This is a genomic window from Candidatus Pseudothioglobus sp. uisw_142 (assembly GCF_059512465.1).
On the sequence record NZ_CM183452.1, the window covers coordinates 475,309 to 499,075 of the forward strand.

Genomic DNA, 23,767 nt, shown 5'->3' on the forward strand with positions numbered 1-23,767 from the left:
TCTCTTCAATAGAATAAAAAATATGATCACACGTTTTGTAAATTATTTTATAAGCATAAAACAATTTTTTATAATCTCGTTTATTAAGGCTGGAGTGCTTCCATGGTTTTTAGGGGTTGCATTGTTAACATTCTCATTAGCTAGCGATAATTTCTTAACTACTCAAAATATAATGGGAGTTGCTAGACATTCCACTGACCTTATTCTGGTAGCTATGGCACAGATGATTGTAATGCTTACTGCCGGACTAGACTTTTCAGTTGGCGTTATTCTTGCGATGACTTCTGTTGTGGCATCAATGACTATGGTCGCATTATGGTCTGGGTATGGAACAGGCTGGGAGGCAATATTTATAGGATGTTTAGCTGGATTATTAATAGGGGCATGTATTGGTCTTGTTAATGGCCTTGGTGTTGCTTTCTTAAGGGTTCCTCCCTTCATTATGACTCTTGGGATGTCTTCAATTATTTTTGGTTTAGCGCTTACTATTACTGGTGGTATACCGATTTATGGTGCCCCTGAATCATTTACTAATACTTTTGGTTATGGCACTTTCCTAGGGATTTCACTATCAATATGGGTGACCTTATTTTTTATTGGAATAGTATATATTTTCTTGAATTTGACTAAGATGGGAAGATACTTTTATGCAATAGGAGGAAATGTTAGGGCTGCTGAGTTATCAGGAATTAATATTCGAGTGTATATTGTAAGTGCATATGTTTTTTCAGCAATTATAACAAGTATTGCAGCTTTGCTAATTACTGCAAGATTAGAGACTGGTGAACCTAATATTGGCGCTAGCTACCCACTGCTTTCTATCGCTGCTTGTGCTATTGGAGGAGTAAGTCTTCTGGGGGGAGTAGGAAGAGTTCAAAATGTTGTATTAGGAGCGTTCTTTATTATTTTAATACAAAATGGTATGAACCTTATGAGGGTTGGTTCGTATCTGCAAATGGTTGTGATTGGCGCATTACTAATTGTAGCTATTAGTGCTGAATATTTTCGTCAGCAGATGTTAACAACGGTAAAAAATTAGTTGTTTTTGAGACTATGAGCTCCCTTAATGCCTTAAGTTACATTTTTATGTTGTAAGGGCCTAAAAAAAATATGGGTAAAGCTCAAAAAAATCTTTTTAATAGACTATCTCTTAATCAAAAAATCTTAGTCTTAATCTTTATCGAAATTATTGGTTTTATTTCATTAATGTTTGTGTCTTTTGCCCAAATTGATACTGTATCTAGCGAAACAAAAAAAATGTCTTCTATTACTATTCCTTTGATTGAGTCTGTGCATTCTATTGATGAGAGCGTATACAAGCAAAGTTTAAGCGTAAATGAGTTATTTATAACAACAACCCAAATCGTTAATCAAGATTCAGATAAAACTTCTTTCTATGAAAAATACCTTCAATTATTAGATAGTAATTTATTATATGATGCATTTTCACTATCTAGTCAAAAGTTAAAGGAATCCATTGGAGATACTGAGGCCTTTATTAGAAAAGTTAGAAGTGAGGAGACTGATGAGAGCGGAATCATTGCCTCTAACCAAGAAAAGTTACTCATAGAGCTCTATGAGTTAAGAATAATAGCCCAGCAATATAATCAACTAGTAATGGGTAAATTATTTCCTGAAAAGAATTTAGATATTCTAAGTCTTAGAATTGAAGATCTTGATGAAATTTCTATTACTGAAAGCCACCTTCTCAAGCAGTCTGACGAGGTAAATGCCAAACTTCAAAATATCATTAATGCATCTAATGCTGAAATAACTTATGTTCAGCGAATTGCAATTAGTTATATTGTTTTAACTACAATAATTTCTCTTATATTTGTTATCTCAATGGTTCTTCTCATTGTTAGGATGAATATTTCAAAGCCACTTCAACTTCTTACTGACTCAATTAATAGGTATACCCCTTTAAGGAAAGTTACGAAATTTGAAGATGAGCAGAATATATTAGAACGGGAAGATGAACTTGGGAGGATGGGACGAAGTTTTAATAGATTAAAGGAAGATTTATGGGAGCAAGGTGTTGGACTCCAAAATGCTAAAGAGGACGCTGATAGGGCAAATAAAGCAAAATCAGTCTTTCTGGCATCAGCCAGTCATGATTTACGTCAGCCATTAAATGCAATGCAAATGTATATTGCGGCTTTAAAATCTAAAGTTAAAGACAAAGATGCTCTCACCATTATTGAGGATATCAATTCTGTATCTGCATCAACTGCTAGACTTTTAAATGCACTTTTAGATGTCTCAGAATTAGAAGTTGGAGCAATTAAGCCGAGACATGAAGAGTTTCCAATCAATGAAATTTTTACCAGTATTTCTCAATCATTTGAGCCACTAGCCAAAGAAAAGAATCTAAGTTTTCGAATTGTTCCTTCTAGTATCTTTGTCAAAAGTGATCCTGATTTGCTAGAGCGTATTATTGGAAACTATATGTCAAATGCTATTAGGTATACAGAAACAGGCTCTGTATTGATTGGTTGTCGAAGACGAGGTGATATGGCTTCTATTGAGGTATGGGATACGGGCTGTGGAATTTCTGAAAACCAAATGCAAAGTATTTTTGAAGACTTTTATCAGATTGAAAATAAAGAGCGTGATCGGAGTAAGGGCCTTGGCTTGGGATTAGCTCTAGCTAAGCGCTTATCAGTAAGTTTAAATCATAAAATTGAGAGTAAATCTCAGATTGGAAATGGGTCATGTTTTTCTGTTTTAGTTGAAATTACCAAAATAAGCCGTAGCAATCAAAACAATGATTATCTTCCGAATGTTATGAACTTAAATGGAATTAAAATCCTCTTAATCGAAGATGATATTGATGTTTTAAAGTCTACTCAGCAGCTATTAGAGTCTTGGGGATGTATTGTTACTACTGGAAGTGATAAAAATGAGGTTATAGATATTATTAAATCTAAAGGTTTTTTAAACCCAGATATTATCATTGCTGACAATCGCTTACCGGGGGATGCCTTTGGTGTTGATGTAGTAAGAACAGTTCAAAAAGAACTAAAATCTAAAATTCCAAGTGTTATAGTAACTGGTGATGTTGAAAGAAGCCATGTACAAAGTATCACGGCACAGGGCTTTCCGGTCTTATTGAAACCTATACAGCCAGCAAAATTTAGAGCTATAATTTCACACTTAGTCCGATCTTAGATAATCAGAATGATTAGACATTAAGGGAGACTTGGGCTGACTTTAAGAAGTAATTTTGTATTACTTTTTCACTAGATTCATCTGAATTTATCTCATTACTTAATGTACCCTCATTAATAATATACACCCTCTGAGACAAGTTAACTAATTCTGTTAAATCAGAAGAAATAAGTAGAACAGCTCCCCCCGATTCACAAAAATCACTTATTAGTTTATATATTGATACTCGAGTGCCAATGTCAACACCAATAGTTGGCTCATCAAGAATAAAAAGTTGAACATCTCGAGCAAAACTTTTTGCAAGCATTACTTTTTGTTGAGTTCCACCAGATAGTTGCTCTATTTTATTTTCAATACCATGATTATTGAAGTTCAGGCGTTGACCAATTTCTTCCACAATATCTTTTTCATTCTTTTTATTCACCATAAATCCAGTTGAAAATTTTGGAAGACCTAATGAAGGAAGTGAAATATTTTCTCTAATATTCTGTTCCATTATTAGGCCTTCAGCTCTTCTATCTGATGGCATATAAAGCATTCCTCTATCAAGCATTGCCCTTGGGGTGATATCGTTAATTTGTTGCTCTGAGTCAAAGATAACATCATCTAAATAAGTGATTTTTCCTGATTTAATTTTATTAATACCAAAGCATGCCCGACCAATGGCAGTTTTTCCAGAGCCAGCTAATCCGGCAAGACCGACAACTTCTCCTGCTCGGACATTGATAGAGACATCTTTTAAATTATTGTTGCTCACACATAAATTTTCTATATCTAAAAGTTTTCTACCAAATTGATGATTCATTTCAGGGTAAATTTTTTGAATTGCTCTCCCTGTTGCGAGTTCTACTAATTTTTTTTCATTGATATTTGAAACTTTATCTGAATTTATGACTTTTCCATCCTGAAGAATAGTGATACGACTGCATATTTTATAAATCTCTTTCATTCGATGTGTGATATAAATTACACCTATTCCTTCAGATTTTAAAATCTCAATCATTGAGAAAAGATGGTTTGTTTCATTTTCAGCTAAAGAAGCGGTGGGTTCATCTAAAATCATTATGGATGGTCTTGTATGAAAAGCTTTGGCAATTTCAACCATTCTTTTTTCAGCATGAGATAAATTAATTATTTTTTCTTCTGGCTTAATTGAGAACTCAAGTTGCTCCATTGTTTCACAGGCCATTTCATGTAACTTTTTTTTGTTAAGAAATAAGCCTTTTGATTTATTTGAGCCTAAAAATAAGTTCTCTTCTACTGTGAGTTGAGGGACTAAAGAGAATTCTTGAAATACAGCGCTTATTCCAAGTTCTTTTGCATTATGGACTGAATGAATTTTTAATTCTTCATCATTCAGAATTATCTTTCCACTTGTTGGTTGAAGATCTCCTGTAATGATTTTAATTAGAGTAGATTTGCCGGCACCATTTTGTCCAAAGATTGCATGGGCTTCTCCAGGATATAAGTCAAAATTTACGCTATCAAGGACAGAAGATTCAAAAAATTTCTTTGAAATATTTTGAAGTTTTAATAAGGGCTTATCTTTTCTATCCATGGTTTATTTTGATGAATAACTTGTTTCTTAGTCGACTGAAAAAACTGGAGACCAGCCTTTGGGTGCAAGGGTGGTAGAGGTATCAAAATTAGCAGCATTTTTAGGAGTTACAATTAAGATTGGTTGCTGTATGTGTTCAGTTACACGTCCAGTGCTATTAAATTCAGGTCTTCCTCCAGTTGCCATTGTTAATCCTTCTGCTAGTCTTACAGCTTGGTCAATTGCAATTTTTGCTTGTGAAATCATTTGATCTGATGGCGCCATTGAGATTAATCCTCTCTTGATAAACATATCAATTCCTGGCGTATAGTAGGTTGAAACAAGTTTAATTTTACTTTGGAGTTTGTTTGCTCTAAGTGCACCAACAGCGGCTTCAATAGTTGTCCCTGTTCCTACTATATATTTAAATTCAGGTTCAGGACCTGAGGCTAAGTTCTGAAGTGCTTCCTGAACTAACTGTAATTGTATAGCTTTACCTGTATCACCCCAATGCGTTTCAAGTATGTTAATTTTTGTATCTTTTATAGCTTTGAGGCAGCCTATATTAGAGGCAATTGACCATCCCGCAGCGGGAGGTCCAGGAAACCATACAATATTTGTTGATTGATCATTATTTCTTTCTTGGTCAGCAACCCATTTGCATGAGGTATACCCCATATCAATGAAGTTTTGTAAAGAGTTGGCATCAATTGGAGTATTGATACCAGTGACAAGAACAACTACAGGGATTCCTTTAGCCCTGATCATATCTATTTGCTTGGCATTTCCATTGCTCGAAATTGGCCCAATAATCAAAGCATCACCGCCGTTAGTAAGGCAGTCATCTACTTGATTTAATTGTGTATCAAGGTTTGTATAGCCACCAGCTTCGAATAAGGTAATTTTTTGGCCAAGACGTCTACCTTCTCCAATAATTCCATAGGCTACGCCTACCCAATAAGAATCTTTAAGATGAGGAAATGAAACACATATATGATGTTTATATTTCACTTGTGATGGCTCTAAAGGTCTATACATCTCAAGTGGAAGAGTTTCTAGAGAGTTTCTTTGGTCAGTCCAACAGTCTACATCACCATCTGTACAAGAAAAATTAAACACATTCACTTCTTGAGACCAGTAATCCCCTTCAGAAGCATGCAATGTGGATATATTAATTAAGGTTAAAAGAATTAATAAGATAAATGAAGATACATTGAAAGCTCTTAAGGTATGAAAAAAATTAAAAGTTTCGTTGACATTTTTCATTGTATTGCAATGGAAATTAGGAGATAAGTTCTGAGACTCTTTGCATGTCAGAATATTTAGCAACTGCTTCAGTTCTGTTTTTTACATCAAGTTTTTTAAATATTGCTGAGACATGCATTTTGATTGTTGGAATGGTTAAATTAAGTTCAGTTGCAATTGATTGATTTGATTTTCCAATCTTAATTAGGTTAAAAACTTCCTCCTGCCTTTTAGATAAAATCTTAGCTTTATTGAGAGTGTTTGATTGTTCAACAGATTGTTCTTTTGTAGTGTCAATTTTGGAATTTAAAACGTGAGGAGGTATATATACTCCACCTGCTAAAACAAGTTTTATAGCGCTAATTGTTACCTCTGGCAAAGAAGTTTTAGGAATATAGCCTGATGCGCCAGAAGAAATAGCCATATGAATCGAGTCAAAATCTTCTTTAACAGAGACAATAACTATGGGCACACCTGGATAATTTTTAGTGATGTTTTGAATACTTTTTTCACTATCCATGCCTGGCATCATTAAATCCAGCAGTAGAAGGTCGATTGAATTCTCATCTGAAAGAACTTTTAAAGTTTCATCAAAGCTATTTGTTTGAAATATATCTGAATTTGGAACTGCCATCTTTACAACCAACTCTAAACCACCACGAACTAGGGCGTGATCATCAGCTATAACAATTTGATAACGAATTGCATTGTCTTGATTTTGTTTTTCCATGTCTCAATTAAGTCTCTATAGTAATTAAATATGTAACGCTTAATCCTTGAGCTAAAAGGGCGTTTCGCATTGATTGTACATGATTTTTTTTATTAATAGGTGGGAGGAACTGCATACTTTATATATGTATACATACGAATGGATCTAAATTAATATTAAATACATACTTTTGTTGACTATTGAATGCGATATGATATACTCATATATACTTTAGACTATGTAAAATTGCTTTAAAGGCTTTAATAGCTTATAAATCAAGGCATTTATAAAGTAATAAAAACAAGTAATCATACTTGTCAAAAAAAGGAGATAAAAATGCAAAAAGTTATAAAACTTACTCTAGCATGTATCTTATCGTTAGGATTTTCAACGATGACTCTTGCTGGGGTTGAAGAACTTCCAAAAAGTATTACTGATTCAGTATACAACATGGACTTAATGGACTCAATGCAGCCATTAGATGACAGTGCTTTCAGGGAGTGGAAAAGTGATCGTTCGCCACCTTGGACTGTGGGTTATGCAAGTACTTACGCAGGCAACACTTGGAGAAAAGGTGCTATGGGTCGTTTAATGAACGAACTTAAGCCAAAGTGGCAAGAGCTTGGTTTGCTTAATGATATTGTTGTTACACAATCAAATCTTAAAGACTCACTTCAAATTCAACAAATTAGACAGTTAGTTGATCAAGGTGTGGATGCTATTATTATTTGTTGTTCAAACCCAACCGCACTTAATCAAGCAATCCAATATGCATTTGATAGAGGTGTGCCAGTGTTTTCATTCACTGGGTATACAACATCACCACTTTCAGTTAACTCATCAGTTAACTATCACCAGGCCGGATTTGATGTCGGTACATGGATGGCAGAAGAGATCGATGGTAAAGGAAATGTACTTGTAATTGAAGGTATTCCTGGATTTTCAGCTTCTGACTCGCAGAACCGTGGTGTTTTAGATGGATTATCAAGATATCCAGATATTAAAGTTACAGGTCAAATTGCGCATATGTGGACATCACAAGTTGGTCAAGCTGAAACGCAAAAATGGTTAGCGACTCATCCTGGACAACTAGATGGAATGGCAGTTCAGTCTTCTGGTGAAACAGGAGTATTGGCTGCTCTTCAACAGTCTGGTCGTGAAATGGTTCCATTGTCAATTGGTGGTGAGTTAGGTGCATTGTGTTACTGGCGTAAAAATCCAGATTACATTAGTGCCGCCATTCAAACATGGCCTCCAGGTGATGATATTGAACTTGGTTGGAATATCATGATGCGTACTTTACAGGGACAAGGTCCTAAGATTCAATCTATCCTAGTCCCACCTCGCAAGATCACTTTTGCTGATGTTGAAGCGATGATGGGTGAAGATTGTGATAGAAACTCTACTGATTGGTATAACCCAGGTATAGATATTTGGGGTAGTTCAGACTACCTTGATAATTTCTTCTTAAGACCTGCGGATCCAGAAGCATATGATCCAAATTCATAAGTAGATAACTTTTATAGAGCTTAAAAATGACTTTTTAGGCTCTATAAATTTTTTGTAATCGTTTAGGTTTTTAAAGTTATTAAAAATTTGTTTTTTAAATAATTTAGAAGTAATAGTAATAAAAATAGAATTTAAAACTAAGGATTTTTTATGAACAGCACATTATTACCAACGGACATTGTAGGGGGAACTTTTTGGCTTCTATCTATGGCAATGATTGGTGCGTCAATTTTCTTTTTACTTGAGAGAACAAAGGTTGCTAGCAGATGGCACACAACCATGACTTTGCTGGGTGTAGTCATGCTAATTTCAGCAGTTTTCTACCATTATGTTAAGACTATGTGGGTTGACACAGGTTCGGCTCCAATCATTCTCAGATATTTAGACTGGATACTCACACATACAATGCAAATTGTTTTGTTTTATATTATTTTGTCAGCAGTGACGAAAGTTTCGTCAGCATTATTTTGGCGTTTATTGATTGGATCTTTAGTGATGGTTATAGGTGAGTTTCTAGGTGCAGCAGGATATATGAGTGCAACACTGGGATTCATCATAGGCGTAGTAGGTTGGCTCTATATTCTTGGAGAGCTTTATATGGGTGAAGCTGGACGAGCCAATATAGAAAGTGGAAATGAAGCAACGCATATGGCTTTTAATGGACTGAGATTGATTTTGACTATAGGTTGGGCAATATACCCACTGGGTTATTTTATAAATAATCTTGGAGGGGGTATCGATGTTAATAGCTTAAATATTGTCTATAACTTAAGTGATTTTTTAAATAAAGTAATTTTTGGATTTGTAATTTATCGAGCTGCAATGAATGACACTCAGCTGATAAATGAGAGCAAGTAGCGTGAAAAATAATACATACAAATTTTATAAGGAGAAATAATTATGACTGGTGCAGATATTATTGCAGCCATTATTCTTACAGCATTAGCAATTGCAATTTTTGTTTATTTGTTGCATTGGTTATATCGCAGGTCATCTAAAGAAGTTTCTTTCGTTAGAACTGGACTTAGAGGTGAGAAGGTTATTCTGAGTGGTGGTGCTTTTGTGTTACCAATCATTCATAACATCACTACAGTTGGAATGCGTACGTTGAGGATTGAGGTTAAGCGGGGTGGTGATAAGTCATTTATTACTCAAAACAGAATGCGTGTTGAGATTGTTGCCGAATTTTATGTGCGCGTAACACCATCAAAAGAAGCCGTATCTATTGCAGCAGGAACATTAGGCAAGAGAACCATGGAGCCTGAAAGTTTAAGAGAATTAGTTCAAGGTCGATTTGTCGATGCACTAGGTATTGTGGCTGCTCAAATGACAATGGAAGAGATTCAAGAGAAGAGAGGTGAATATATTAAAGCAGTTAAAGTTATTGTTGCTGAGTCATTAGGGGCTACTGGACTTGAGCTTGAAGCTGTTTCTTTAACTAGTTTGGATCAGGCTGGATTGGAGGTATTTAACCCATCTAATGCATTTGACGCAGAAGGTTTAACCCAGCTAACAGAGCAAATAGAAGCTGGAAAGAAGAAGCGTAATGATATTGAGCAAGATACAACAATAAGAATAAGAGCAAAAAATCTTGAGGCTGAGCAAAAGGCTCTTGAAATCGATCAACAAAGAGAGTTTTCAAGGTTATTGCAGGAGCGAGAGATTGCTAAGCAGCGTGACAAAGAGCGAACTGAAATGGCTATTGAAACTGCAACGCAGGAGCGTTTAGCGGAAGAAGCTAGAATTCAATCTGCTGAGAATATTGAAAAAGCAAGAATACAGCAGCAAGATACAATTGAGGTTGAACGTTCATTGAGAGAGCATGAGCTAACACTGCAGATAGAGGAGCGCAAAAGACTAAGGAATGAAGTTGAAAGAAAGACTGAAACTGATATAAAGCAAAAGAATCTTGAAGCTGAAATTAGAGCATTGGAAATTCAAAAAGAAAATGAGTTTGCAAGACTAAAACAAGAAGAGGAAATTGCCTCTCAAAGAGCTAAGCAAAAAGCTGAGGTTCTTAAAGTAGAGTCGGAGCGTTATATAGAAGCAGAGCAAGCACAAATTAGTGCCCAAGAGGAAGTTAAGAAATTACAGATCCAACAGCAAAGAGCTATAGAAATTTCAAGAATTGAAAATGATCAGTTGGCTCAAGCGTCTGAGATTCAAAAGAGAAGGAAGCTTGAAATAGAAGAGAAGGATCGTGAGCTTGAAATTATTGCTAAAACTGTAGAGGTGCTTAATGCAGAAGAAACTAAAGAGCATGCTAGAGCCCAAATGGTGGTTGCAGAGGAGCAAGTTCAATCTGCTCAGGATGTTGAGGTTGCTGAGCGAGATAAGAAGCTACAGTTGATTAATGCTGAAAAGGAGGGTGAGAGTGAAGCTATACAAATTACAACCCTTGCAAGAGCTGAAAAAGAGGCTGCACAAGAACGTGAACAGGCTGAAAAATATGCCACACTTGCTAGCAAACTACGTTATGAAGTAGATGCTTCAGGGCGATTACTGCTTAATGAAGCTGAGAATGCTCGCAGCGATGAAAATAGGCAAAGTGATCTTAGGATGGAGTTGGCAAGAAATCTTGATTCCATTATTCGTGAAGCAGTTAAGCCAATGGAAAATATTGATGATATCAAAATCTATGAGCTTAACGGAATGCCAGGATTTAATTCAAACAGCAATAATGCCAATTTTGAGGGGTCGGGGGGCAATGGTGATGGAAATTTACCTGACAACATTGTAAATGCTGCAATGCGTTATAGAGCCCAAGTTCCATTCATTGACAATCTTTTAGATGAAATTGGAATGTCCTCTAAAGAAATAAGCAATATAAAGAATATTCTTGGAGACTATAAAAAAGATGAAGACAATAGCCAAGATATAGATGCTGAGGAAGCTTAAAAAAATTAACTTTTAATTAAAAAAATTAAGGAAATATTATGTTGAGAATTACTGGTTATAGTGACAAATATTCAGTTTGTCCTGGGGATAACATACAATTTTATATTAACTCTGAAAATAATGAGGTTTATGAAACACAAATCGTTCGTTTGATTCATGGAGATACTAATCCAGAAGGCCCTGGCTACAAGGAAGAGGAAATTCAAGCTGATTGTAATAAAAGTTATCCTGGAAGAAACCAAAGAATCCATGGGGGTTCGTATGTGATTGTGCCTCAAGATGAGAGATTGAATGTTGAGAGTTTTACGCTTCAGTGTTATATTTTTCCAACCACGCCCGTTGTTGGTCTTGGAACGCCACAAAAAGGACGCCAGGGCGTTTTAACAAAATGGGTAGAGGAAAGTAAAAGCGGTTACGGATTATTTATTGATGAACATAATTGTCTATCAGTTGAAATAGGTGATGGTAGTGGTCAGGTTATGAAGCTTTCCAGTGATAAAAAACTGTTACGAAAGGTTTGGTATCTTGCGGCAGTTAGCTATGACGCTAGAACTGGAAAAGTGACGTTATTTCAAGAGCCTGTTGTAACCTCTACAAATGGCGGTCTTGGCCAAGGGTTACTTAACCCTGCTGAAGATACAACAGCTGTTGTTGAGTCCATCAACAGTATTAAGCCAGGCATTAATGATGCGCCATTTCTTATGGCGGCAAGTACAAAGCATGAGAGATCAGGTAGGCATATTAGTGGAGGACATTTTAAGGAAATTATTGAGCCCATTGAATTGCCTGAACAGGCTCATACTTATAATGGCAAAATTGATCGCCCAAGGCTCTCTAGAAGAGCTTTATCAAGGTCTGAAATCGAATCTTTGGCAAGAGGCTACCAAGGTTGTAAAGCTGAATTAAGAAGTGATGTGGTTGGAGCGTGGGACTTTCATGCCAATATAACTACAAATATTGCTTCCACTTGTATTATTGATACATCGCCTTCAATGCTTAATGGTTCAATTATAAATATGCCTGTAAGGGCAATGACTGGTTTCAATTGGACTGGTGATGAGATTATTTATCACCATAAGCCTGAAGAGTATGGCGCAATTCATTTTCATGATGACGATATAGATGATGCTCGTTGGGATGTTGATTTTGAATTAAAAATTCCAGAAGGCCTAAAGAGTGGAGTTTATGCTGCTCGTTTAAGAATTGGGGGAGAGGACTCTCCAGAAACAGAGGATTACATTCCTTTTGTGATTCGGCCACCTAGAGGAAAAACTACTTCAAAATTGGCTTTTATTCTTCCAACCAATTCATATATAGCATACTCAAATGATAATCTTTGTACAAACTGTGTTGTAGCAGAGCTGTTGGCTGGAAAAGTTCCTGTTATGACTGCTGCTGATCTATATTTAAATGAGCATAGAGAGTATGGTCTTTCGACATATTCACTCCATTCAGATGGAAGCGGTGTTTGTTACTCGTCCAGGCTCAGACCCATATTGAATATGCGTCCTAAATATCGTCATTGGTTGTCTCCATCATTATGGCAGCTTAATGGTGACCTACATCTTGTTGACTGGCTTGAGGCGAAAAACTTTGATTTTGATATTCATACTGATGAAGATTTACATAGAGAGGGTGTTGGATTATTAAATAAATATCAAACCGTACTTACTGGAAGTCATCCTGAATATACTTCAGAAAAAATGTTTTCTGCTTATGAAAAGTATCAGCAGGATGGTGGGCGATGGATTTATTTAGGCGCAAATGGTTTTTACTGGTGTAGTGAATATCATCCAGATAATACAAATATTATTGAGGTTCGAAAAGGGGAAGCAGGGACAAGGGCTTGGACTGCCAATCCAGGAGAATATAATAATGCATTTGACGGCAAATATGGAGGCATGTGGCGTGCACGTGGGAGAATCCCTAGTAAGTTATGCGGGTTAACCTTTACTGCTTACGGTTTTGATGTTTCCTCTTACTACGTTAGAGATAAAGATAGTGAAAGACCAGAAACTGCTTGGATTATGGAAGGCGTAGGTAATGGTGAAAAGATTGGTGATTTTGGTCTTGTTGGCGGCGGTGCTGCTGGTTTGGAGTTAGATCGATATGATGTTGAATTTGGAACTCCTCATGATTCATATTTATTAGCCCATTCTGTTGGCCATACCAATTTGATGCTTCAAGTTAACGAAGAAATTCACTTTTCTGTGCGAGGCTATCACGGCGGAGGAACTGAAAATCCAATGGTTCGTGCAGATATGATTTTCTATAAAACACCAAATGATGGCGGCGTTTTTGCGCCTGGCTCATTGTCTTGGTGTGGCAGTCTTTCTCACAATAACTACAATAATAATGTCTCTCGTATTACTGAGAATGCAATTCGAGGCTTTTTAAAAGAAGGCCCATTGCCTTAATAAATTGATAAAGGAGAAATAAATATGACTTCAAATAAGCATCCCGATATGATGGACCCACCTGTTGGTAAGTCAGTTGTTGGGACAAGTACTTTGCCTCTTAATGATTTAGAGAAGGATGTTATAAGTTCTTTGGATGAGGATAAAGTCAGTGATTTAGCAGAATGCTTATTCACTCTTAATAACAGGCACTATGGCCCAATTGCTGGAGCTTATGTTGCAGTTTGTACAATCGAAGGAAAGGAGTGGTGCGTGGGGCAATTAAATGCTGACCGTGCAAAGCCACTAATTCTCTTTGAGGATAAAGTATTTGGTTCGCCTGGAGAGGCTCAAGATGAAGCCATTCGTTTGAAAGAAGAACGAGGAGAATCAGTACCATGCAGAAACCATTAAAACTATTAATTAATGAGGATTAAAAGATGTTAGATAAAGAAAAAGGAGTAATGGCAAATGAATCTCATACAGAGACAGATGACTATATAACTAGGACTTATGTGATGCCACTTTTATTCGATGATGAATCACGAAGAAAATTAATCGCAGAACATAGAAATAGTCCAGTAGGTAATGCTCCCTCCAATGGGAGATCAGCGATTGAACATAGCCATGATCTTAGAAAAATTCTTGACAAGATGAGAAGAGCTCCAATGGCTGGCAAATACGTCACCATTTGTGTTCGAATGTTTGAGCAGTATAAGATTGGAATCGTATCAGGAATTCGAGGCGTTCCAGTTGACATTCAGGAAGAAGTTTACTCATCAGAAGAGGCTTGTGAGCATGCCATCTTTTTAAAAAGAATTGCTGATTTAATGAATCATTACGGCTAGTTTTGGCAACTTGCAATCATCTCCTTAATATTAGGCCGTTATAATTACAGTGAACATTCACTAATGGCTGCTCTCTCTCGCTTAAATAATTATTTTGATTGCAAGTGCCACCCTTTAGATTAAGAGGTTATGAAAGCTATAAAATCCAATCTCTTACTTTTTTAAATATTTGAGATTCTTTATTTGCCAGTCTTTCTACGACACCAAAGTGGTCAACCTCGGGCTCAGCAAAGTAATCAAGTGGCGCTCTGTGTTCTTTCCATTTATCTACAAAATGATCTGTCTGCCAATGAAACTCAGGGGTTTCTCCTCCGCCTAGAGTAACCAGAATTGGAGCATCAGTTTTGGGCTTAAAGAAATGAGGACTTAGTTCTTTACTCTCTTCATCATCCAAACCAAGGGCATCTGCTATGGTTGTCTCCCTGATTGGATCTAATTGATAAAGCCCGCTGATCGGGACTCCAGTTTTAACGATGTCAGAGGGGAGTTCTTCTGAAATTTCTTTCCAGTCAGTCGCAAGAATCATTCCCGTAATGTGTCCTCCAGCTGAGTGACCAGAGACGTTGATTCGATTTTTTGATATGGCGTAATCATCAGCATTGTTCCAAATCCATATAACTGCCTCACGAATTTTATCAACGATATTCGTCATACTAGCACTCGGGCACAATTGATAACCAATAAGCGCTACATCGATGCCTGAGCTCACAAAGGATTCAGCTACGAAGCTGTAAACTGACTTGTCTCCTCTTTGCCAATAGCCACCATGAACAAAGATGAATAATGGTGCATTAGGTTTACCGCACCTAAAGATATCCAGTTTGTCTTTCTCTCCATTTCCGTACTGACAGTCTAAGGAAGAGTCGACTGTCTCTCTAAATTTTTCACTTCTGTTAGACCATTTTTCAATGAGGCTATCGAAATCTTCAACCAGAAGTCTAACGTTGTAACCCTTCTCGAGTATTGGGTCAATCGGTATTGCTCTTGCCATTTTTATTCCTTATACATTAACTGTTTCTATTTTTATAGTAAGTATCCTTATGAATGATTAGCCCGTCCCTAAACGTTAAAACATCGATACTCAAAAAATCTTGAACCTCACCTGACTTTAGTTTAGCAATGCGATGAAACTCACAGTAAGCTTTGTCACCTGATACCCTGGTATCAATTAGTTTCCATTGAACACTTTCGACGTTATTAAAGAGGCCTTGAAAGATGCCTCTGATTGTCTCTAGGCCCTCAAAGCGGGTGCCATTGATATTAGGCCCAGCTGCATGATCAAAGACTGCATCCTCAGCAAAGAAAGACATGACAGCATCGATATCATTCCTGTTGTACGCATCGGTAATTGCATCCAAAAGATTAGGGGTTATTCCTGTTTCTTCTTTGCTAGTTTGTGCGTTAAAGATTGACATATTATTTACCTATTATGATGTCTCCTCACCCTTGGCTTGAAGGGCAAAGAATTCTGATGGGGAGTTACCAAAGGGCTGCATTGCATGTTCTCTGAAGGCTGGACGCTCTTTAAGCCTCTCGTACCAAGCTTCAATGCCTGGAAGTGGGGGCCTTTCGATATCTAAAACAAAATATTTATGAATTAAAACACCTAGCGGGATGTCTCCAAAAGAGAACTGATCTCCAGCAACAAAGTTATTGTGAATTAAATGCTCATTAAGCACTTTAAGAATATTACCACTTTGCTGAGCCATTTCAGCAATTTTAGCATGGTCTCTGTCTTTCTCTTCAGTCCTTACAAGTTGCCAAAAAACAGGGAAAAATGTCCCGATAAAGCTATCAGTTGACCAAGTCATCCACTGATCAGATATGGCTGCTTTTTGAGGATCTTCAGGATACAAGCTCCCGAGACCATATTGCCTTGCAAGGTAACGAATGACTGCGTGAGACTCCCAAATTACAAAGCCGTTATCTCGAATGGTGGGTATTTTAGAGTTTGGGTTAAGAGATTTATATTCTCTGGTTTCAAGATCACCAGTCTCAGTGCCTATGGAGTGTCTCTTGAACTCAACTCCAAGCTCAGAAAGCGTCCAAAGGACTTGAATCACTTGATTGGCATTTTTTCTTCCCCAAAGTTCTAGCATGAGTTAACTCTCCTAATTCTTAAGATCCATCTGGATTAAATCTAGGCATCACTCTCTCAGAGAAAAGGGTCATGCTCTTGAGTATTTTTTGATAATCAAAGCCCGGGAATTGCTGCAGTAGCATAATGTGCTTAAGCCCTATTGACTCATGATACTTTTGAATTTTTTCAGAGACATAGTTAGCATCTCCAACCCAGATCAGTTCGTACTTCATAAGAAAATCAAACCACTCACCATTCAGGTCTTCATCCGTTGGGTTAGCATCATCATCAAGGTAGGCTTTTCGAGTCCAGCTTCCCTCTGGCCTTGAGCCGCTGAGATATTCATAGTAACCATTAATTGCAGCCCTTACATCTTTGTCAGCTTGCTCCATAGTTTCAGCAACATAAATAACAGTACATACTCCTACGCCATCACCTCTTTGATGATCTGTTCCATCATTTGACTCTGCATTAGCATATGCATCCCAGCAGCTCACAAGTTTTCCAGGAGGGCTTGACATTCCTATGACCTTAAAGCCCCTCTCAGCTGCCAGTTTATAGGTATGAGGGGAGTTTGACATTAGCCATACTGGAGGATGAGGGTCTTGGTAAGGCCTAGGATGGATATACATTCCAGTATACTCCCCATCATTTGAGTGGTATTCTTTCTCAAGGGGCATTAGAAAGCGGTTTGTTTCTTTCCAACCAGGCACAGGAAACTCATAAAATTCTCCTTTATGTTTGAAAGGATCTTGCGTCCAAGCTTTTAAAATGACCTCAAGAGACTCCATAAAGAGTCTATAACTTTTCTCATTATTACGACGATCAGCTTCTTGATTGAATTGCAGCGTTACTCTTTCATTAATCCCTTTAGCAACACCAAAGTCTACTCTTCCTTCTGTCATGTTGTCCAGAAGTGCTACATCTTCTGCAACTCTTAAAGGATGCCAGTCTGGAAGAACTATGGGTGCTTGACCCACTCTAATTTTTTTTGAGTGAGAAGCTAAATCAAGTGACATCATTATGGGGTTTGGAGGGGCATTTAGATAGCCATTATGAGCAAAGTGATGTTCAGTAAGCCAAACAGTTGTATAGTCAGCTTGCTCAGCAAGATTCGTTTGTTCTCTCATCATCTTAACGACGCGATTCCACGGGATATTTTCGCCAGGATTAAAAAAAGGGACAAAATCAAATCTCATAACAAAGAGTATAAGATAATTAAAAATAGAATGATAATTAAAAAAACACTGAAACTCAAGAAAAAAAGCTAGTAAGATTTAAGTCCTTCTAAAAGAGGCTGCAGATTTGGTTCATATTTTTTCCAGGCCTCAGAGCTTCCTTGGTACATTTTTTTTCTAACTTGTGAGGAGCTTGCAGTTTTAATTGCACGTGTATTTTTATGAAAATTAAGACAGTTCTTATCCCAATTCAGATCACAGTACTTTAAAAGTTTTTCGGTTTCTTGTTTTTGGTTCTCAGTTAATTTTTCGTAACTTAATTCATAAATTTTATCTGGGAATAGCTTATGCCAATAGTTCATAAGTTCTGAATAAAGTCCAAAGTATTTTGCTAAATCTTTTTGATTAAAAGTAAATCCATTTCCAGAACTAAAATAATGCTTATAGTTAGACCAACAAGTAGCTCTAGCATCCCTTTTAACATGAATAATCTTGGCTTCAGGGATTGCTGATAAGATATACCCTATAAACTTAAAGTTCATAGGCATCTTGTCAGTTAATATTTTTTCTTTAGAATTTAATTTAATAAGTGAGTCTAAATATTGTTTTCGAATGAGTTCAATGTCATCTTGATTTATAGTTTTATTATTGCTATTGAAATGATTTTCTAAAAGTGGAGTAACAATATTTTTTAAGTTGTTTAATTCACCAGCTCCATGGACCTTTTCATGGCTAGCAATAATCTGTTCAACTAATGTAGTTCCTGATCTTGGCATTCCAAGAATAAAGATTGGTCGGATGTTTGATTCTTTTTGTACTGATTCATATAAGATATTTGGCGTTTTTTTGAAAGCTTTTAAAAGGCCATCATGAGTTTTTTGACTAGAAGAAAATTTATAATTTAATTCTTGTTTTCTCAAATCATTACCTTCATTAAGAAACTTAAAGAATTGATCATTTTCGCCTAAATCGTCATAAACTTTTGCTAAAGCAAAGCACAAGTTTCTTCTATCAGTGATTGTCAAATGAGTTTTTTTGTAAAGTGATTCCATTTGATTAATTTGAGTATCATTTTTCTTGTATTTTTTTATTACACTTAAATTTCGATGGGCTTCAGAGTAGTTTGGGTCTTCATTTATTGCATTGGTGTAGTTGTTAAATGCCTGTTCTGTAAGACCAAATATTTCGCAGGCTGCACCCAAGTTATTTAATGCTGGAGCAAATTTTGGATTGATTAATAATGCTTTTTCATACTGTTCTTTGGCTTTTTCAAACAACATAAGTTCTTGAAATGCTGCTCCTAGATTATTGTGAGCTTCAACATAGTTAGGACTATATGCTATTGCCCACTCAAAGCATTTAACTGCTGCATCAAGCTTTCTTCTTTTAAGGTCAATCATCCCTAAATTATTATGGGCTTGCGGATAAGCATGATTGATTTTTATTGCTTTCTCATAGCAATTATATGCATCATCATTCTGGCTATTTTTTTGGAACACAACACCGAGATTATAATGAGCTTCAGAATATTCTGGTTTAAGGGAAATTGCTGTTTTAAAGGCTTGAATTGCTGAATCAATTGGACCAATAGAACTGAAACATGCGCCACTAATGTTAAATAATATTGGTTCGTTAGGGTGATCTTGTATCATCAGGTTAACAGCTGATAATGACTCCTTTATATGTCCAGAAGAGTATAAATCCATGACATTGTCAAGTTGAGCTTTGGCTGGATTTTTAACTTGAATTTGCTCTAATGCAAAAAATTCATTTTTTGCTATTTGGTTATTAGGAGAAATTTTTAGGATGGACGTATAAATTTCTTTAGCTTTATCAAACTTGCCTTTTTTGACAAGTTTTTTTGCTCGAATGAGTTGACGTTCAGTTTTTAATGACATTATTAATGAGTTTATATTTTAAAAAGACTTGAGTAGTATTTATTTCAATATTTAGTGACATTATTTTATTCGAAAATTTTCATTTAATTCATAAAGCTATACTAGTTTTTCAATTTTCATTTAATTGGTATCAACTATAATAAAGACTAATGCATGTCAAAGAACCTCGTTTAAAATAATTTTTTATCCCTAATAATATTTTGAGAGAAAAACATTAAATATAGGTTGGTAAATTAGCAGTATTTGTTTTGTTTTAAAGCAATATGGAAAGTCCTTTATGAAAAATAAGAATCCTATTTTATCTCGAGAACAAATCAATAAAGTAATGTCTCTATATTCTCAGGGTAAGTTTGAAGAAGCGATAGTTCAAATAAAAGCATTGAACGAAATTTATCCGAATGTTCCATTACTATTCAATCTAATTGGAGCATGCTATAGACAATTAGGTCAATTAGATGGTTCTATTAAGATGTTTAAGATTGCAGTCGAACTTAAACCTGATTATGCAGAAGCATTTTTTAATCTTGGTTCTGTACTTATGGAGAATAAAATGATTGATGAGGCAATTGAGAGTTACAAAAAGGCTATATCAATTCAACCAAATTATCCTGATGCCTATAATAATCTTGGCAATATTCTTAAAAATGATAAAGAACAACTTGATGCAGCTATTGAAAATTTAGAATGGGCAGTTGCCTATAACCCAAACTTTGCAGAAGCACACAATAATCTTGGTCTTGCTTTTAGTGATTCAGGAAGAGTGATCGATGCCATTAGATGCTTTGAAAAAGCTATTTCAATTAATTCAAATTATGATAATGCATATTTTAATCTTGCGATATGCCAGAAAGACATAGGCAATAAGTCTGAGTTCATAAAGAATATAGAAAAAGCAATAAACTTGAGGCCAGATTGGGGAGATGCTCATTATCATTTATGTAAGGATTTTAAGTTTGAACAAAACAATCCAAGAGTTAAGAAAATGGAGTCATTATTGTCTATCCAAGATCTTAGTTTAAATGATCGGATTGGTTTAAATTTTGCTTTAGCTCATGTACATGAAAAGCTTGATAATATAAAAGAGCAATTTATATTTTTAAATGAGGCAAATAGTTTACGTAAGAAAGAATTAAGCTATGTCATTGAAAAAGATTACAAAAAATTTAGTTTAATTAAAGAAATATTTAATTCTCCTACTCAATTAAAAATAAAACCATCATCCTTAAGGCCAATTTTTATTGTTGGAATGCCTCGCTCAGGGACCTCTTTAGTTCATCAAATTATTGGCAATCATAAAGAAGTTTATGGTGCAGGTGAGTTAACACAATTGACTCAATATATTGTTCCATTATTGATTAAATCATCTTCAAAAAAGGGGATTTCAAAGAAAGATTTTCATAGTGTGCGAGAAAAGTATTTTAATTTCCTATCAAGTTTTAAGGCTCAAGAGGTTATTTTTTTAGATAAGATGCCATTAAATTTCCGTCATATTGGTTTTATTTTTTCATCTTTTCCTGAAGCTAAAGTTATTCATATGAATAGAGATCCTATGGCAACTTGCTGGTCAATCTATAAATATTATTTTAATGGGAATAGTTATTCATTTAATCAGGATGATTTAGCTCAATATTATTTTCTGTATAAAGACTTAATGTCTTTCTGGTATAAAAAATTTCCAAATAAAATCTTTGACATTTCTTATGAAAATCTTACTATAAATCAAGAATATGAAACTCGTAGAATGCTTGAATATTGTGAACTAGATTGGGATGAAAATTGCCTTAAATTTTATGAAAATAAATCAGAAGTTAAAACTACAAGTGCTCTTCAAGTAAGGCAAAAGATGTATCAAGGTAGCTCTGAAGTTTGGAAAAAATATGAGTCTTACCTCCAGCCTCTCATTTCAGGTTTAAATTATTACAAAAGTTAGAATATGATTTCAAATGACCCCTCTCAGTCAGAGATTAATAGTGCTATTGATCTAGTATCAAATGGCCTTTATAGGGATGCTTTAGATCTTAGCACTAAGTTACTTGTTTCTAACCCTAATAACTCATTACTACTTAATATTGCTGGTGCTTGTAATGCAGGCCTTGGAAAGCATAATCGAGCTTTAGTGTTATATAAAAAAGCAATTAAAATTAAACCTGATTATGCTAAAGCACATTTCAATTTAGCTGGCACCCTTCATGATCTTCAACAACTTGAAGAGTCAGTTAGCTCCTATAAGGCTTCAATTTCATATGAACCTGATTATGCAGAAGCTCACAATAATCTGGGTAATGTATATAAGGAGCTTGGAGATCTTGAGGATGCAGCTAATTCCTATGAAAGTGCAATAATTATTAATCCTGACTATGTTGAGGCGCTTTATAGCCTCAGTCTTACTTTGGAAGATCTTGAAAATCCTGAGTCGATTAATTATTTAAAAAAAGTCTTATTAATTAAGCCAGACTTTGCTGAAGCTCATAATAATCTTGGAGTTGCTCAAAAAAATCAAGGCTTATTGATTGATGCAACTAAGTCATACAAAAAAGCACTCAATCTTAATTCAAATTATCATGAAGCTTATAATAATCTAGGAAATGTTTTGAAAGATCTTGGCAAATTAGATGAGGCAGTTAATTCCTATGAAAAAGCAATTTCTATCCAACCAGACTATCCTACAACGCATAATAATCTTGGAAACGTTCTTAGAGATCTTGGTAAGCTAGAAGAAGCAATCGAGCGCTATAAAATAGCACTTACACTAAATCCTGATTATGCAGAAACTTATAGTAATCTAGGACTCACATATAGTGAATTAGATCAATTCAATAATGCTGCTGATTCTTATAAAAAAGCTGTCTTTCTTAACCCAAATGATATTGACTCCCTTAATAATCTTGGTAATGTTTATAAGAGTCTTGGTGAGCTGAAAAAGCAGTTCAATCCTATGAGAAAGCAATAAAAGTTTATCCAGAGTATGCAGAGGCTTTCAATAACCTAGGAAATGCTTATTATTGGCTTCATGAATATGATAAGGCTGTTAAGTCATATAAAAAAGCTTTTTCTATTGAGCCTGATTACTTTAACGCCTATTTTAATCTGGGTATCTGTTACCAAGATCATGGACATAATGATAGCGCTATTAAAGCATATGAAACCGCTCTAAGAATAAACCCTAATCTTAAAGATGCTTATAACAATCTAGGAAATCTCTTTATTGCACGTAATCAAATTGATAGAGCATCTTTTTGTTATGAATCTGCGCTAAAAATTGATCCAGGATTTACAACAGTTCATCGAAATTTAAGTACGATAATAACCTATGAAAAAGGTGATAAGAGAATTGAGCATATGAATTCTTTACTATCTATTAAAAACTCCAGTCAATATGACAGAATAAATTTATATTTTGCATTGGCAAAAGCCTATGCTGATATAGGTGAGAATGATAAATTATTTGAAGTATTAAATGAAGGTAACCAACTGCGCAAGAAAGAATTAAATTATTCTTTTAAAGAAGATCAGAATAAACACAAGATATATAAAAAAATTTTTGAATCTGAGAGCGTAATTGAAATGTCATTAATGTTTAAGCCCCTAATAAAAAGACCAATATTTATAGTTGGAATGCCTCGATCAGGGACAACTTTATTAGAACAAATAATTTGTAGTCATTGTCTAGTATATGGAGGTGGTGAATCAGCTGCATTGATTAAAGTAATTAATGAGTTGCTTGATGATTACTTAATACATAATAAAGAATTTTCTGAAGAAAGCTGCATGCTTATTCGTCATAAATATTCAGAGTTTCTAAATAGTAATCATTTTGAAGAAAATGTCATTACTGACAAAATGCCTATCAACTTTGAGCATATTGGCTTTATTTTAAAAGCCTTTCCAGAAGCAAAAATTATTCATATTAGTCGCGACGCAATGGCAACCTGTTGGTCAATTTATAAAAATTACTTTAGTGGGGTTGGTATGGGCTTTTCATATAGTATGTTAGATTTAGCAAAATATTATAATTCATATAAAGATTTGATGAATTTTTGGAATCAGCTATTTCCAAATAAAATATATGATGTTTGCTATGAGGACTTAACACTCAACCATGAAGATGAGACCAGAAAATTATTACAATATTGTGATCTAGATTGGGATCCAAATTGTCTTGAATTCTATAATAATCAGATTGATGTCCAGACTACTAGCGCCCTTCAAGTTAAACAAAAAATTTATCAAGGTAGTTCTGAAGAGTGGAAAAAATATGAAGCTTATTTACAACCACTAATTGATGGCCTGGATTAAAA

General features: G+C 35.3%; 19 protein-coding genes and 1 pseudogene. 12 read left to right on the forward strand and 8 right to left on the reverse strand.

The window, feature by feature from the left end; genetic code table 11:
* The first annotated feature begins 121 nt into the window (after positions 1-121).
* Both AC5YGB_RS02450 and AC5YGB_RS02455 read left to right on the forward strand, forming a co-directional pair.
* The gene (locus tag AC5YGB_RS02450; protein ID WP_271803125.1) at positions 122-1,039 is read left to right on the forward strand and encodes an ABC transporter permease; all 918 of its coding nucleotides are present in this window, start codon (positions 122-124) and stop codon (positions 1,037-1,039) included.
* A 71-nt stretch (positions 1,040-1,110) separates the two neighbouring features.
* Positions 1,111-3,171, forward strand: coding sequence for an ATP-binding protein (locus AC5YGB_RS02455; RefSeq protein ID WP_496137682.1), 2,061 nt, complete (start codon positions 1,111-1,113; stop codon positions 3,169-3,171).
* Between the two features lie 13 nt (positions 3,172-3,184).
* Here AC5YGB_RS02455 and AC5YGB_RS02460 read toward each other — a convergent pair whose 3' ends face one another.
* Genes AC5YGB_RS02460 through AC5YGB_RS02470 form a run of 3 tightly spaced genes read right to left on the reverse strand, consistent with a single transcriptional unit; the run spans position 3,185 to position 6,683 of the window.
* Complete coding sequence (locus tag AC5YGB_RS02460; RefSeq protein WP_496137683.1) at positions 3,185-4,729, reverse strand: ATP-binding cassette domain-containing protein; 1,545 nt, start codon at positions 4,727-4,729, stop codon at positions 3,185-3,187.
* Between the two features lie 27 nt (positions 4,730-4,756).
* Positions 4,757-5,974: a TMAO reductase system periplasmic protein TorT gene (torT, locus tag AC5YGB_RS02465; RefSeq protein WP_271803128.1), complete on the reverse strand. Its 1,218-nt coding sequence runs from the start codon at positions 5,972-5,974 to the stop codon at positions 4,757-4,759.
* Positions 5,975-5,990: 16 nt separating this feature from the next.
* Positions 5,991-6,683 carry a response regulator transcription factor gene (locus tag AC5YGB_RS02470; RefSeq protein ID WP_020028907.1) on the reverse strand — a complete coding sequence of 231 codons (693 nt, stop codon included), beginning with the start codon at positions 6,681-6,683 and terminating at the stop codon, positions 5,991-5,993.
* A 315-nt stretch (positions 6,684-6,998) separates the two neighbouring features.
* Here AC5YGB_RS02470 and AC5YGB_RS02475 point away from each other — a divergent pair, with 315 nt between their 5' ends.
* The 6 genes from AC5YGB_RS02475 to AC5YGB_RS02500 all read left to right on the forward strand — a co-directional run bounded on the left by AC5YGB_RS02475 (position 6,999) and on the right by AC5YGB_RS02500 (position 14,313).
* Positions 6,999-8,171: an ABC transporter substrate-binding protein gene (locus tag AC5YGB_RS02475; RefSeq protein ID WP_020028908.1), complete on the forward strand. Its 1,173-nt coding sequence runs from the start codon at positions 6,999-7,001 to the stop codon at positions 8,169-8,171.
* Between the two features lie 150 nt (positions 8,172-8,321).
* On the forward strand, positions 8,322-9,029 hold the full coding sequence (locus AC5YGB_RS02480) for a bacteriorhodopsin (protein WP_020026402.1): 708 nt from the start codon (positions 8,322-8,324) through the stop codon (positions 9,027-9,029).
* A 42-nt stretch (positions 9,030-9,071) separates the two neighbouring features.
* Entirely contained in the window at positions 9,072-11,069 is a 1,998-nt protein-coding gene (locus AC5YGB_RS02485) for a flotillin domain-containing protein (protein ID WP_496137684.1), read from the forward strand.
* A gap of 38 nt (positions 11,070-11,107) precedes the next feature.
* Positions 11,108-13,486, forward strand: coding sequence for a N,N-dimethylformamidase beta subunit family domain-containing protein (locus AC5YGB_RS02490; protein ID WP_496137685.1), 2,379 nt, complete (start codon positions 11,108-11,110; stop codon positions 13,484-13,486).
* Between the two features lie 24 nt (positions 13,487-13,510).
* Positions 13,511-13,879: a hypothetical protein gene (locus AC5YGB_RS02495; RefSeq protein ID WP_020025020.1), complete on the forward strand. Its 369-nt coding sequence runs from the start codon at positions 13,511-13,513 to the stop codon at positions 13,877-13,879.
* Between the two features lie 26 nt (positions 13,880-13,905).
* On the forward strand, positions 13,906-14,313 hold the full coding sequence (locus AC5YGB_RS02500; protein WP_020028912.1) for a N,N-dimethylformamidase alpha subunit family protein: 408 nt from the start codon (positions 13,906-13,908) through the stop codon (positions 14,311-14,313).
* 136 nt (positions 14,314-14,449) lie between these two features.
* On the opposite strand, the gene AC5YGB_RS02505 is transcribed toward AC5YGB_RS02500, so the two are convergent.
* The 5 genes from AC5YGB_RS02505 to AC5YGB_RS02525 form a co-directional block, all read right to left on the reverse strand.
* Positions 14,450-15,304 carry an alpha/beta hydrolase fold domain-containing protein gene (locus tag AC5YGB_RS02505; RefSeq protein ID WP_496137686.1) on the reverse strand — a complete coding sequence of 285 codons (855 nt, stop codon included), beginning with the start codon at positions 15,302-15,304 and terminating at the stop codon, positions 14,450-14,452.
* A gap of 16 nt (positions 15,305-15,320) precedes the next feature.
* Positions 15,321-15,728 carry a nuclear transport factor 2 family protein gene (locus tag AC5YGB_RS02510; RefSeq protein ID WP_496137687.1) on the reverse strand — a complete coding sequence of 136 codons (408 nt, stop codon included), beginning with the start codon at positions 15,726-15,728 and terminating at the stop codon, positions 15,321-15,323.
* Positions 15,729-15,740: 12 nt separating this feature from the next.
* Positions 15,741-16,412, reverse strand: a complete 672-nt coding sequence (locus AC5YGB_RS02515) for a glutathione S-transferase N-terminal domain-containing protein (RefSeq protein WP_496137688.1) — start codon at positions 16,410-16,412, stop codon at positions 15,741-15,743.
* 19 nt (positions 16,413-16,431) lie between these two features.
* Positions 16,432-17,592, reverse strand: a complete 1,161-nt coding sequence (locus tag AC5YGB_RS02520; protein WP_496137689.1) for an LLM class flavin-dependent oxidoreductase — start codon at positions 17,590-17,592, stop codon at positions 16,432-16,434.
* A gap of 68 nt (positions 17,593-17,660) precedes the next feature.
* Positions 17,661-19,469 (reverse strand): sulfotransferase, encoded by a 1,809-nt coding sequence (locus AC5YGB_RS02525; protein WP_496137690.1) that lies wholly within the window; start codon positions 19,467-19,469, stop codon positions 17,661-17,663.
* A 277-nt stretch (positions 19,470-19,746) separates the two neighbouring features.
* On the opposite strand from AC5YGB_RS02525, the gene AC5YGB_RS02530 reads away from it, so the two are divergent.
* The 4 genes and pseudogenes from AC5YGB_RS02530 (at position 19,747) to AC5YGB_RS02545 (ending at position 23,765) form a co-directional block, all read left to right on the forward strand.
* Positions 19,747-21,399, forward strand: a complete 1,653-nt coding sequence (locus AC5YGB_RS02530; protein ID WP_496137691.1) for a sulfotransferase — start codon at positions 19,747-19,749, stop codon at positions 21,397-21,399.
* A gap of 3 nt (positions 21,400-21,402) precedes the next feature.
* A complete protein-coding gene (locus AC5YGB_RS02535) occupies positions 21,403-22,419 on the forward strand; it encodes a tetratricopeptide repeat protein (protein WP_496137692.1) in 1,017 nt (338 codons plus the stop codon).
* Positions 22,416-22,730 (forward strand): annotated as a pseudogene (locus AC5YGB_RS02540) (tetratricopeptide repeat protein); the annotation flags it as partial. The gene AC5YGB_RS02535 and the pseudogene AC5YGB_RS02540, both read left to right, overlap by 4 nt.
* Positions 22,731-22,808: 78 nt before the next feature.
* The gene (locus AC5YGB_RS02545; RefSeq protein ID WP_496137693.1) at positions 22,809-23,765 is read left to right on the forward strand and encodes a sulfotransferase; all 957 of its coding nucleotides are present in this window, start codon (positions 22,809-22,811) and stop codon (positions 23,763-23,765) included.
* Positions 23,766-23,767 lie beyond the last annotated feature (2 nt).